The 12,762-nt window shown below is 68.6% G+C and carries 10 protein-coding genes; 7 read left to right on the top strand and 3 right to left on the bottom strand.

Annotation, left to right across the window (positions count from 1 at the left end; genetic code table 11):
* Positions 1 to 41 precede the first annotated feature (41 nt).
* Positions 42 to 1,940 (top strand): ABC transporter ATP-binding protein, encoded by a 1,899-nt coding sequence (locus ACFU5V_RS20765; RefSeq protein WP_378701575.1) that lies wholly within the window; start codon positions 42 to 44, stop codon positions 1,938 to 1,940.
* On the opposite strand, the gene ACFU5V_RS20760 is transcribed toward ACFU5V_RS20765, so the two are convergent.
* Positions 1,921 to 3,324, bottom strand: a complete 1,404-nt coding sequence (locus tag ACFU5V_RS20760) for a hypothetical protein (protein ID WP_378701573.1) — start codon at positions 3,322 to 3,324, stop codon at positions 1,921 to 1,923. The two genes, ACFU5V_RS20765 and ACFU5V_RS20760, sit on opposite strands and share 20 nt — an antisense overlap.
* On the bottom strand, positions 3,321 to 5,177 hold the full coding sequence (treS, locus tag ACFU5V_RS20755) for a maltose alpha-D-glucosyltransferase (RefSeq protein ID WP_378429519.1): 1,857 nt from the start codon (positions 5,175 to 5,177) through the stop codon (positions 3,321 to 3,323). Before treS ends, ACFU5V_RS20760 begins: the two co-directional genes overlap by 4 nt.
* A gap of 184 nt (positions 5,178 to 5,361) precedes the next feature.
* Here treS and ACFU5V_RS20750 point away from each other — a divergent pair, with 184 nt between their 5' ends.
* Positions 5,362 to 5,913, top strand: a complete 552-nt coding sequence (locus ACFU5V_RS20750) for a DinB family protein (RefSeq protein WP_378701570.1) — start codon at positions 5,362 to 5,364, stop codon at positions 5,911 to 5,913.
* An 87-nt stretch (positions 5,914 to 6,000) separates the two neighbouring features.
* Positions 6,001 to 6,630, top strand: a complete 630-nt coding sequence (locus tag ACFU5V_RS20745) for a hypothetical protein (protein ID WP_124392265.1) — start codon at positions 6,001 to 6,003, stop codon at positions 6,628 to 6,630.
* Between the two features lie 33 nt (positions 6,631 to 6,663).
* On the opposite strand, the gene ACFU5V_RS20740 is transcribed toward ACFU5V_RS20745, so the two are convergent.
* Positions 6,664 to 8,427, bottom strand: coding sequence for a DEAD/DEAH box helicase (locus tag ACFU5V_RS20740; RefSeq protein ID WP_378432397.1), 1,764 nt, complete (start codon positions 8,425 to 8,427; stop codon positions 6,664 to 6,666).
* Positions 8,428 to 8,535: 108 nt separating this feature from the next.
* Here ACFU5V_RS20740 and ACFU5V_RS20735 point away from each other — a divergent pair, with 108 nt between their 5' ends.
* From ACFU5V_RS20735 to ACFU5V_RS20720, 4 genes are all read left to right on the top strand, one after another.
* Positions 8,536 to 9,333 (top strand): carbon-nitrogen hydrolase family protein, encoded by a 798-nt coding sequence (locus ACFU5V_RS20735; protein ID WP_378701568.1) that lies wholly within the window; start codon positions 8,536 to 8,538, stop codon positions 9,331 to 9,333.
* A gap of 59 nt (positions 9,334 to 9,392) precedes the next feature.
* Positions 9,393 to 10,022: a phosphoribosyltransferase gene (locus ACFU5V_RS20730; RefSeq protein WP_378701566.1), complete on the top strand. Its 630-nt coding sequence runs from the start codon at positions 9,393 to 9,395 to the stop codon at positions 10,020 to 10,022.
* Positions 10,023 to 10,121: 99 nt separating this feature from the next.
* Complete coding sequence (locus tag ACFU5V_RS20725) at positions 10,122 to 10,826, top strand: heme peroxidase (RefSeq protein WP_378432400.1); 705 nt, start codon at positions 10,122 to 10,124, stop codon at positions 10,824 to 10,826.
* A 139-nt stretch (positions 10,827 to 10,965) separates the two neighbouring features.
* Complete coding sequence (locus tag ACFU5V_RS20720) at positions 10,966 to 12,756, top strand: AMP-dependent synthetase/ligase (protein ID WP_378701563.1); 1,791 nt, start codon at positions 10,966 to 10,968, stop codon at positions 12,754 to 12,756.
* Positions 12,757 to 12,762: the final 6 nt, after the last annotated feature.

The following is a 12,762-nucleotide window of genomic DNA, read 5'->3' as shown; positions in this document are numbered from 1 at the left end:
CCGGCTCTACCGTGGGGGGACAGCGACAGGAGGCCGCCGGCATGAGCATGGAAGTCACGGCGTGGAACGCGATGTACAACGCGATGCACGCCCAGGAAGATCGACGCCCCTTCTCCCGGACGACGTTGCGGCGGATCGCCCGTTTCGCCCGGCCGCACCGCCGCAATCTCGCGTGGTACCTGCTGCTCAGCGTCGTCACCGCCGCACTGGCCGTGGCCACGCCGGTGCTGGCGGGCCGCGTCGTGAACGCCATCGTCGGCGGCGACGCGGTGTCCGTGATCGTGCGTCTCGCGGCGCTCATCGCGGTCATCGCCGTCCTCGAATCCGCGCTCGCGCTGTGGACGCGGTGGTTGTCGGCGAGCATCGGCGAGGACCTGATCCTCGACCTGCGCACCGCCGTGTTCGACCACGTGCAGCGGATGCCGATCGCCTTCTTCACCCGCACCCGCACCGGCGCGCTGGTCAGCCGCCTCAACAACGACGTGATCGGCGCGCAGCGCGCGTTCAGCGACACCTTGTCGGGAGTGGTGTCCAATCTGGTCACGCTCGGCATCACGCTGATCGTCATGATCGGGATCTCCTGGCAGATCACGCTGTGCGCACTGCTGCTGCTGCCGATCTTCGTCCTGCCCGCCCGGACGATGGGCGCGCGGCTCGCGCAACTCAATCGTGAGGCGGCCAACCACAACTCGGTGATGAGCACCCAGATGACGGAGCGGTTCTCGGCGCCGGGTGCCACGCTCGTCAAGCTGTTCGGCCGTCCGTCCGAGGAGTCCGCCGAGTTCGCGGTCCGCGCGCGGCGAGTGCGGAACATCGGCGTCCGCACCGCCATGCTGCAGTCGGTGTTCGTCACCGCGCTCACGCTCGTCTCGGCGCTCGCACTGGCCCTCGTCTACGGACTGGGCGGGTTCTACGCACTGCGCGGGCAACTCGACGCGGGTGCCGTCGTCGCGATGGCGATGCTGCTCACCCGCCTGTACTCGCCCCTCACCGCGCTGGCCAGCGCACGCATGGACGTGATGAGCGCGCTGGTGAGCTTCGAGCGCGTCTTCGAGGTCCTCGACCTGAAACCGCTGATCGCCGAGAAGCCCGACGCGGTCGCGGTGCCCGAGGGCCCCGTGTCCGTCGAGTTCGATTCGGTGGAGTTCGCGTACCCGTCGGCCGACAAGGTGTCGCTGGCGTCGCTCGAAGAGGTCGCGACCCTCGACACCCGCGGCGGCGTCGACGTGCTGCACCGACTGTCGTTCCGCGCCGAACCCGGGCAGATGGTCGCCCTGGTGGGATCGTCCGGGGCCGGCAAGTCCACCATCGCCCAACTGGTTCCCCGGCTCTACGACGCGGACGCGGGCTCGGTGAAACTCGGCGGGATCGACGTGCGGGACCTGACCGCCGACTCCCTGCGGGCCACCGTCGGAATGGTGACCCAGGACGGGCACCTCTTCCACGACACCGTGCGGGCCAACCTCCTGCTCGCCCGGCCCGGCGCCACGCCGGCGGAACTCGCGGAGGTCCTGGACCGCGCCCGGCTCACCGACCTCGTCGCCGCCCTTCCTGACGGCCTCGACACGGTGGTCGGTGAACGCGGCTACCGACTGTCCGGCGGCGAACGCCAGCGGCTGACCATCGCGCGACTGTTGCTCGCGCATCCGCGGGTGGTCATCCTCGACGAGGCGACGGCTCACCTCGATTCCACGTCCGAGGCCGCCGTCCAGGAAGCGCTGGGCGAGGCCCTCACCGGCCGCACCGCCGTGGTGATCGCCCACCGGTTGTCGACCGTGCGCGCAGCCGATCTGATCCTCGTGGTCGAGGCCGGGCGCATCGTCGAACGCGGCACCCACTCCGAACTGCTCGCCGCGGGCGGCCGGTACGAGGAGCTGTACCGCACTCAGTTCGACACGGGCACGATCCCGCTCCCGGCCCTCACCGAGGTGCTGCGGTGAGTCGGCGAATGGCGGAGAGGGGCAGCCCGATCCAGTTCGGGCGGTTCCTCGCCTCGTACACCGTCTCGTACACCGCCTTGTCGAGTTCATAGGCCCGGAGCAACGCCGCCGCCTCCCGCGGATCGGTGCCCGACACCGAGGCGTAGCCCTCGCAGAAGGCGTCGGCGTTGCGCTGGGCCCACTCCCGCGCCCGGAAGTCCCGTTGCGACGCCGCTCCCGTCGCCCCCATCGGCACCGAATCGGCCAGCAGGTGGTGGGCGGCGTAGTCGAAGGACCGCAGCATCCCGGCGACGTCCCGCAACGGACTGTCCCGTTCCCGGCGCTCGTCGAGCGTCTTGGCGGGCTCGCCCTCGAAGTCGATGAGTAGCCACCGCTCCGGCGTCCGCAGCACCTGACCGAGGTGCAGGTCCCCGTGTATCCGCTGGACGGCGGTGGCGCCCAGCGCTTCCGCCTCGGCGAATTTGTCCCGCACGGCGGCGGCCACCTCCCCCAGCTCGGGAACGACCGCGGTGGCGGCGTCCAGCCTGCGGGTCATCGCCTCCACCGTCGTCGACGCCACCTGCCGCTGCTCCGCACCCAGCGCGTCCGCCAGCGTGGAGTGCACCTCGGCGACCGCGGCGCCCATGCGATGGGACTCCCCGGCGAAGTCGGTCCCCAACTCCGCGGCATGGAGATCTGCCTCCATCAGAAGGTCGCGGACGCTGCCGAGCGCCATGCTCCACCCGTCCGCCGAGTTGGCCTCGAAGTCCTGCACCATCGCGAGCGTGGTGAGAATCCCGGACACATCGGTCTCCATCCACGCCCGCAGCGTGGCCACGTATTTACTGCCCGCGCCGGCGAGCGCCAGATGGAGTTCCACGTCCGGATTCACCCCGGGAGTGACCAGGCGGAAGATCTTCATCAGCAACTTCTCCCCCAGCACCACCGACGTGTTCGACTGCTCCGCGCCCAAAGTCCGCCCACGCAGCCCCGGCTCGATCACCGTGCCCGGCACGGTCTTCAACTGCACCGGCCCGGAACCCTGCGCCTCGGCCAGCAGATCCGCGTACAGCGTGATGACCTCGGCGTCGTGCAGGCCGTCGTACGCGATCACGGCGTTGCCGTCGCCGCCCGGCAACGCCCACGGTTCGAGGTCCTCGGGCAGATGACTGCGGTACCCCAGCGGCACCTGGTACACCTGCGCCGGGCCCACCTCGAATTCCACCGACACCAGCAGGTGCTCGGCGGAGAACCCGGAGACCGACGTCAGCTCGTGGCGGAGCAGGATCCGCACCGCCGAAATGGTGTTGCCCTTGGCGGCGAACCACCGCCGATCCGGCAACCACCGGACGAGTTGCCGCCCGAGGGTCTCGTCGGGAATGCGTCCACTGGTGGGTTCGTTCACTGCTGCACCGCCTGTTCCGCTTCACTGCTGACCGGGTGTCCGCTCACCGCGCCGTCGGCCTTCGGGTCCGGTTGCAGCGCGAACCAGAAGAAGCCGTGACCGGGCAGTGTGATCATGTACCCGTCGTCCCCGATCACGGGAAAGGGAACGGAGCCGGTGAGCTCCACGGGGATTCGGCCGGCGAACGGGGTGAGGTCCAGGATCACCGCCTGCGGGAACCGGGACAGGTTGTTCACGCACAGGATGACGTCACTGTACGGGCGTTCCTGGTTCGGCGGGGTCTCCCGCACATAAGACAGGACGGCCGGGTTCGCGCTGCCGAGTTCCGTGAACGAGGCCGTCCCGAACGCCGGGTGCTGTTTGCGGACCTGGATCAGCCGGCGGGTCCAGTGCAGCAACGAGTTGGTCGAGTTCATCTGCGATTCGACGTTCACCGACTGATAGCCGTACGTGGGATCCATGATGACCGGCAGATACATTCGCGCCGGGTCGGCACGGGAGAATCCGGCGTTGCGGTCGGGCGTCCACTGCATCGGCGTCCGCACCGAGTCCCGGTCGCCGAGCCAGATGTTGTCGCCCATCCCGATCTCGTCGCCGTAGTAGAGGACGGGCGAACCCGGCAGGCTCAGCAGCAGCGCGGTGAACAGCTCGAGCTGGTTACGGTCGTTCTCGAGCAGCGGCGCGAGGCGCCGCCGGATGCCGATGTTCGCCTTCATCCGCGGGTCCTGTGCGTACTCGGAATACATGTAGTCGCGCTCCTCGTCCGACACCATTTCGAGCGTCAGCTCGTCGTGGTTCCGAAGGAAGATGCCCCATTGGCACGAACTCGGAATCGGCGGGGTCTGCGCGAGGATCTCGGAGATCGGAAACCTGTTCTGCCGCCGCACCGCCATGAAGATGCGCGGCATCAGCGGAAAGTGGAACGCCATGTGGCATTCGTCGCCGACGTCCGGCTCCCCGAAGTACTCCACGACGTCCGACGGCCACTGGTTCGCTTCGGCGAGCAGCGCCCGCCCCGGGTACTCGGCGTCCATGACGGCCCTGCACCGCTTGAGGAACGCGTGTGTCTCGGGCAGATTCTCACAGTTGGTGCCCTCCCGCTCGAACAGATAGGGCACCGCGTCGAGCCGGAATCCGTCGATTCCCAGGTCCAGCCAGAACCGCAGCACGTCGATCATCGCGTCCTGGACGTCGGGATTGTCGTAGTTCAGGTCCGGCTGATGGGAGAAGAAGCGGTGCCAGTAGTACTGCTTGCGCACCGGATCCCACGTCCAGTTGGACGTCTCCGTGTCGACGAAGATGATCCGCGCGTCCGGATACCGTTCGTCGCGGTCCGACCAGACGTAGAAGTCGCCGTACGGACCGTCGGGGTCGTTGCGCGACTCCTGGAACCAGGCGTGCGTGTCGGACGTGTGGTTCATGACCAGGTCGGTGATGACCCTGATGCCGCGGCGATGCGCCTGATCGAAGAGCTGGACGAAATCCTCGACCGTCCCGAATTCCGGCAGCACGGCACGGAAGTCGCGGATGTCGTAGCCGCCGTCGCGCAACGGCGAGTCGTAGAACGGCGGCAACCACAGGCAGTCGACGCCGAGCCAGGACAGGTAGTCGAGTTTGGACGTCAGACCCCGGAGATCGCCCGTGCCGTCCCCCGAGGAATCGAAGAACGCGCGCACCAGCACCTCGTAGAACACCGCGGTCTTGAACCACTCGTTGTCGACCTGCAGTTCTCTGGCGTGGAAGAAGTCCTCGGACCGGGCCTCGATGATGTGGCCTTCCAGGTCGTGCTCGGGCGCAACGGCACCCGCGCGGGACGGGTCGACGTGGGCGGACGACGAATCTTCCAGGGGCATAAGCACCTCGGTTCGCGACTCGATCACAGGAACAGGGACGTTCCCCGGACACGTGCCTCGATCGTAGGTCGGTCCTGCCCGGACCGCTGGGAACGCGCCCAGCCGGGCACGCCGCCCATCGAAGATCCCGGCAACTTCCCGATCGAGGACAGTAGGTGTCCGCTATTCGCGCGACACTGACGACATGAACGAGACACCCAGCACCCCGGCCCCCATTTCCGACGAGCGCGGCCTCCTGCTCCTCATGCTGGACAACCAGCGCACCGCGTTCCGCAATGCGGTGTCCGGCCTCACGGAGGAACAGATCCGCAGCGTGCCCAGCGCCAGCGAAATGAGCCTGGCGTCCGTCCTCAAACACGTGATCGACGGCGAAGAGGCGATGACCGCTCGCATCACCGGGACCCCGCGCAGTGTCGGCGACGATCCGGTGGCCGCGTGGATGGCGGCATGGAACGTCGCCGAGGACGAGACCGTCGACGTCCTCCTCGCCCGCTTCGACGCCGCGCAACGCGCGACCGAGGCCGCGGTCGCCGCCGAAACCGACCTGGACCGCGACGTCGACCTGCCCGCCGACGTCGCGCAGTGGATGGCGTCCGGGGTCGTGTTCACGGTCCGCTACATGCTGTTGCACCAGATCGAGGAACTCGCGCGGCACGCCGGTCACGCCGACGTCATTCGGCAGTCCCTCGACGGCGCGCGGGCCGATACGCTGGCCGGCGGCGGCAGCTGGTCCTGACCGAATCCCCGCTCTCGGGTAAATTCTCCGCTCGGGCGGCGCTGCAGAGCTGCCCGAACGAGACAACGAGGAGTTCAGGTGGACGGTATGAGCGTGATGCGACGCACGATCGCGGTGGCAACGGTCGGTATCGCGGCTTTCGGCCTCGCGGGCACGGCAGCGGCAGACCCGGCCACCCCCGACGTCCCCGGACTCGCCGAACTCCGCACCCAGGCCGTGGGGCCCGAGGAGAAGGCCGCGGTCGAGGCGCTGGCCACGTCGACGGTGTTGCGTGACGTCGCGGGCGAGTACACGCCGTTCCTGTACACCGCACCCACCGTGGGATGTGGCACCGTCGCACCGGTCACGCTGACGCTGGCGTCGGGCACCACCGGCCCGACCGCCGCGGTGAAGGCGAACGAGATCAGCTTCCAGGCGCTCTCCGCCTACCCCGGGGTCGTGAAGTCGTCGGGTCTGAACGTCGCGTGGATCAACACCAGCACCGGCGCCAGCGGAATCCTGCCCCTCGACGGGCTCACGGAAGGCGGCTACCCCGCGCTCAACAAGATCGTGACGACGGGCGCGGGCACCGTCGTCGCATCGATCTTCGGGACCGTCGGCTACACCAACGCCACCTGCTACGTGCTGCCGACCGTCGGTTCGTTCTTCGTTCCCGAGGAGGGCCCGCTTCCCGCCGAGGCGGCACAGCCCGCCCCGGCTCCCGCTCCCCCGGCGTAACCGCCGGAGACCCCGGTCAGGGCCGCGCGAGGACTACTCGCGCGGCCTTTTCCTGCCGTCCCGGTCACGCTGGAACTTTCCGCCGGCCCGGTCGTCGCGGCCACCACGGCCCGGACGACCCGACGGCGGCCCCGAATCGGGCTGCAGCTGGATCAGCACCCCGGAGATCCGGGTACGACGCAGCGCCTCGAGGGTTTCGCTGGACAGGTCGGCCGGCAATTCCACCAGGCTGTGGTCCGGGCGGATGCTGATGTGCCCGAAGTCGCTGCGCCGCAGCCCGCCCTCGTTCGCGATGGCACCGACGATCGCACCCGGCACCACCCGGTGCCGCTTGCCGACCGCGATACGGTACGTCGCGAGCTCCTGGCCTTCCGGTCCACGCGAGCGCGTCGGGGGGCCGTCGTCGAAACGGCGCGCCGGGCGTTCGCGGGGCTCCCGTTCACGGCGGGGCGCGGGCGGCGGTTCGGGCGCCATGAGGAACGCCTCACCGTCACGCGACTGCACCGCGAGCGCGGCGGCGATGTCGGCGAGCGGAACGTCGTGCTCCTGCTCGTAGTCCTCGATCATCTTGCGGAACAACGCCAGGTTGTCGGAGGTCAGGCTCTCGGTGATCGAGTCGCCGAACTTGGACACACGCTGCGCGTTGACGTCGTCGACGCTGGGCAGCTGCATCTCGGCGAGCGGCTGACGGGTCGCCTTCTCGATGGCCTTGAGCAGGTGTCGTTCGCGCGGCGCCACGAACAGCAGCGCCTCGCCCGCGCGCCCGGCGCGACCGGTGCGGCCGATCCGGTGGACGTACGACTCCGTGTCGTGCGGGATGTCGTAGTTGACGACGTGGGAGATACGGTCGACGTCCAGGCCACGCGCGGCCACGTCGGTGGCGACGAGGATGTCGAGGGCGCCGCTCTTGAGCTGGCCGATGGTCCGCTCACGCTGGGCCTGCACGATGTCGCCGTTGATGGCCGCGGCCGAGAAGCCGCGTGAACGCAGTCGTTCCGCGAGGTCTTCGGTGGCCTGCTTGGTGCGCACGAAGATGATCATGGCCCCGAAGTCCTCGACCTCGAGGACCCGCGTGAGTGCGTCGAGTTTGCGCTGGTGCGCCACCTGCACGTACCGCTGCGAGATGTTGGACGCCGTCGACGTCTTCGACTTCACCGTGATCTCGACCGGGTCGTGCAGGTACTGCTTCGAGATCTTGCGGATGGCGCCCGGCATGGTGGCCGAGAAGAGGGCGACCTGCTTGTATTCGGGAGTGTCGGAGAGGATGCGCTCGACGTCCTCCTGGAACCCCATCTTCAGCATCTCGTCGGCCTCGTCCAGGACGAGGTAGGAGAGCTTGGACAGGTCGAGGGTGCCCTTCTCCAGGTGGTCGATCACCCGGCCGGGCGTGCCCACGACGACGTGCGCGCCGCGCCGGAGCCCCGACAGCTGGACGCCGTAGCTCTGACCGCCGTAGATCGGCAGCACGTGCAGGCCCGGAATGTGGGCGGAGTACTTGCCGAACGCCTCCGCGACCTGCAGGGCCAGTTCCCGCGTCGGCGCCAGGACCAACGCCTGTGGCGACTTCTGCGTCAGGTCGATCTTCGAGAGGATCGGCACCGCGAACGCAGCGGTCTTGCCGGTGCCGGTCTGCGCCAGGCCGACGACGTCGTTGCCGGCGAGGAGCGGCGGAATGGTGGCGGCCTGGATCGGCGAGGGCGACTCGTAGCCCACATCGGACAGTGCCTTCAAGACCCGATCGTCGATGTCGAGGTCGGCAAAAGTGGGGGGTTCGGGGTCACGCTCGATATCACTCATTGACCAGCAGTTTAGTGCACGAGTCCACACTGCAATGCCACGCCGCGGAAATACGCGGCGACCGGGACGGACGACGCCCCCGCGCGGTCGTCGCCTAGCGTGGACGGCATGGTCGATGTCGCTGTCATCCAGTTCGCTCCCGGTCAGGACAAGCAGGAGAACCTGCGCACCGTCCGCACGCTCGCCGCCGAGGCCGCTGGCCGCGGCGCGAAGGTGGTGGTGGCGCCGGAGTACGCGATGTTCACGGCGCCCCGAACGGACGAGCGGATCGTCGACTCGGCCGAGGCCCTGGACGGCGAGTTCGTCGGCGGGCTGGCCGCGACGGCGAAGGAACTCGACGTCCATCTGGTTGCGGGCGTCAACGAGGCGCTGCCCGGGGACGATCGCATCTCCAACACCCTCGTCGCACTCGGGCCCGGTGGCGACATCGTCGCCACCTACCGCAAACTCCACCTGTACGACGCGTTCGGCTACAAGGAATCCGACGTCATCCGAGCCGGGGAGATCGGCGCCCCGGAGACCTTCGCCGTCGACGGCCTCACGTTCGGCATGCAGACCTGCTACGACCTCCGGTTCCCCGAGGTCACCCGCCGGATCGTCGACGCGGGCGCCGATGTGCTGCTGCTGCCGGCGCAGTGGGTGCCCGGACCGCTCAAGGAGGATCACTGGTCGACCCTGATCCGGGCGCGCGCAATCGAGAACACCGTGTACGTGGCGGCCGCCGATCAGAGCGCGCGCACCGGCGCCGGGAACAGCATGATCGTCGACCCGATGGGCGTGACCCTCGTGTCGCTCGGCGAGCGGGTGGGCACCGCGGTCGCGGCCGTCGATGCGGAACGGATCACCGAGGTGCGGGAGAAGAATCCGGCCCTCGCCCTGCGCCGATTCACCGTCACCGAGATCTGAGCGACCCGATCGGGAGTAGCGTCGGAGACGAACAGTTCTCCCCGATCACGGAGCGTTCGATGTTGTACACCAGTCGCGCCGACGCCGGTCGCCGACTGGCCGCCGCACTGGACCACCTGCGTGGAACCGACATGGTGGTGCTCGGCCTGCCGCGCGGCGGCGTCCCCGTCGCCTTCGAGATCGCCGCGGCCCTGTCGGCACCCCTCGACGTCGTGCTCGTCCGCAAGCTGGGTGTGCCGTGGCAGCCGGAACTCGCGATGGGCGCCATCGGTGAGGGCGAATCCCGGGTGATCAACGACGATGTTCTCCGCATCGCCCGGATCAGCAAGACGTCGCTCGCCATGGTGGAGGCCAAGGAGCGCCACGAACTCGAGCGACGGGCACGGGTGCTGCGAGGCGGCAGGCCCCGGGCGCCGCTGAGGGGCCGCGTCGCCGTCCTCGTCGACGACGGCATGGCCACGGGCGCGACCGCGGCGGTGGCCTGCCAGTCGGTGAAGAAGCTGGGCGCGGCCCGGGTGATCGTCGCGGTCCCGGTGGCCGCGCCCGAGGCCGTCGGCCGGCTGCGCGTGACCGCCGACGAGGTGGTCTGCCCCTACACCCCAGCCGATCTCGGCGGCGTCGGCAACGCGTACGCCGATTTTCATCAACTCTCGGACACCGAGGTCACAGACCTGCTGGCACCCCACTGACGGTCGTTCTCGAGGAATCTTCAGCTCCAGTGCAACGTTCCCGGAGGCCCTGTCGATACACCGGACAGAGCACAGAACAGACTGCCTTTGGAGGATCTCGTGACCGTCTCTGCCGATACCGTCGAAACCGTCGTCACCGCGTGCCGCGACCGATTGGGCGACCCGTCCGGCTGGGTCACCTCCGATGCCTACCGGCACAGCCTCGCGCTCTGCATCATCGAATCGGTGCAGTCGAGCGCCGGGCACAGCGAGGTCGCCGTCGTCGACCGCTACCTGGCGTACCGGCGGGCACACCCCGACCAGCCCCTCACCGACGGCGCCCGCGACCTGCTCCGCACGTTCGAGGAGGCAGGCAGCTCGGATCAGTGGGCCGGCAAGGTCGGCTCGTACAAGCGGCGGTACACCGCCACCGGCGTGCCGATCGAGGCGCGTCACATCCAGTTGGCGGCGGAGCGGCTACACCAACTCCGCATCAACAGCATCGACGACCTTCTCGAGGCCGCCCGGGACGAGGCCGCCCTGGAGCAGATCCACGACGCGTGGATCGAGGTGTGCGGGGAGAGCAGCGACGTCACGTGGGCGCACTTCCTGATGCTGGCGGGGATCCCCGGGGTCCGGCCGAACCGGGTGGCGGACGTCTTCATCAGCGGCGCGCTCGGCATCTCGGACGCCACCGACGACGGCCACGCCGAGGAGATTCTCGCGGCGACCGCGACGGAACTCGGTGTCGATCCGGACCAGTTGAACTACGCGATCCGGCGCTGGCTGTCCGCCAACTCGCGTCGCCGGGACGAGGCCGCCTGAGTTATCTGGTTACGCCGAGTTACACTAATTTCCGCTGGTCACACAAGAAATACACATAACGGACATCGACCCTGGTGCGAAACTAGGACAAATGTGATCGAATGCACATCCGTCATGTCGTTTCAGTGGAGGGGTCATAGTGCGTGAATTCTCGGTACCGCAGTCGTTCTCAATTCCGGAGGACGCCTCCATGGCGGACACGGTCTTCCGTCATGCCGAGGAAGACCCGAAGTTCGTTCCGTTCAAGCGCCCGGGCGGCGGCGGCTGGGTAGACGTCACCGCCGCCGAGTTCGCGGAGCAGGTCTCCGCCGTCGCGAAGGGTCTCATCGCGTCGGGCGTCGAACTCGGCGACCGCGTGGCGATCCTGTCCGCCACCCGGTACGAGTGGGTCGTCATCGACTACGCGATCTGGACGGCGGGCGGGTGCACCGTCGCCATCTACGAAACGTCGGCGCCCGATCAGGCCAAGTGGATCCTCGAGGACTCCGGCACGTCGCTGCTGGTCGTCGAGAACGCGAAGCAGGCCGACGCGCTGAAGGTCGTCACCGACGCCGCGCCGGACCTGCGGGAGGTCCTGCAGATCGAGGGTGCGGGCGCGATCGAGGAACTGTCGAAGCGTGGCGAGGGTGTCACCGACGAGCAGCTGCACGAGCGTCGCCACCAGGTGCGCGCCTCGTCCCCCGCGACCCTCATCTACACGTCGGGCACCACGGGCCGCCCCAAGGGCGTGCAGTTGACGCACTCCAACTTCTACGCGGAATCGGCCGCGGTGAAGCTGGCGCTCAGCGACGCGATGTACGCGGGCAGGCGCACCCTGATGTTCCTGCCCCTCGCACACGTCTTCGCTCGCGCCATCTCGTTCGGGGCGTTCGACGCCAAGGTGACGGTCGCGCACACCGCCGACCTCACCACGCTGCTCGACCAGTTCGCCGCGTTCAAGCCGCACTTCATCCTGTCGGTGCCGCGCGTGTTCGAGAAGGTCTACAACTCCGCCAAGCAGAAGGCGTACGACGGCGGCAAGGGCAGCATCTTCGAGAAGGCGTCCGCCACGGCCATCGCGTACAGCGAGGCGCAGGACAACGGCGGCGCCGGGCTCGGTCTCAAGCTCAAGCACGCCCTGTTCGACAAGCTCGTCTACTCGAAGCTGCGCACCGCGCTCGGCGGCGAGTGCGACCGCGCCGTCTCCGGTGGCGCCGCGCTCGGTGCCCGCCTCGGGCACTTCTTCCGCGGCATCGGCGTCCCGGTGTACGAGGGCTACGGCCTCACCGAGACCAGCGCCGCCATCTCGGTGAACACCACCCGCGCGCAGAAGGTCGGCACCGTCGGGAAGCCGATCGACGGGCACGCGGCGAAGATCGGCGAGGACGGCGAACTGCTCCTGAAGGGTCCCGTCGTGTTCGGCGGGTACTGGCACAACGAGCAGGCCACCGCGGATTCGATTCGGGACGGCTGGTTCCACACCGGCGACCTCGGCTCGATCGACGAAGAGGGATACATCTCGATCACCGGCCGCAAGAAGGAAATCATCGTCACCGCGGGCGGCAAGAACGTCGCACCCGCGGTCCTCGAGGACGCCCTGCGCGCGCACCCGCTGATCAGCCAGTGCCTCGTGGTCGGTGACGGCAAGCCGTTCATCGGCGCGCTCATCACCCTCGACTCGGAGACCCTGCCGGGTTGGAAGGAACGCCACGGGCTGGCCGCCGACACCCCGGTGTCCGAACTGGTGAAGAACCCCGACCTGGTCGCCGAGATCGACGAGGCCGTCGCCGAGGGCAACAAGAAGGTGTCCAACCCGGAGCGGATCAAGAAGTACCGCATCCTCGAGGTCGACTTCACGCAGGAGACCGGTGAGCTCACGCCCACGCTGAAGCTCAAGCGCAACGTCATCCACAAGGAGCACGGCGCGGCCATCGAGGCCATCTACGCGTAAGCGGCT

The sequence above is a fragment of the Rhodococcus sp. NPDC057529 genome (genome assembly GCF_042802055.1).
In the GTDB taxonomy this organism is placed as follows: Bacteria; Actinomycetota; Actinomycetes; order Mycobacteriales; family Mycobacteriaceae; genus Rhodococcus_F.
This window is presented reverse-complemented; position numbering and strand designations above follow the sequence as displayed.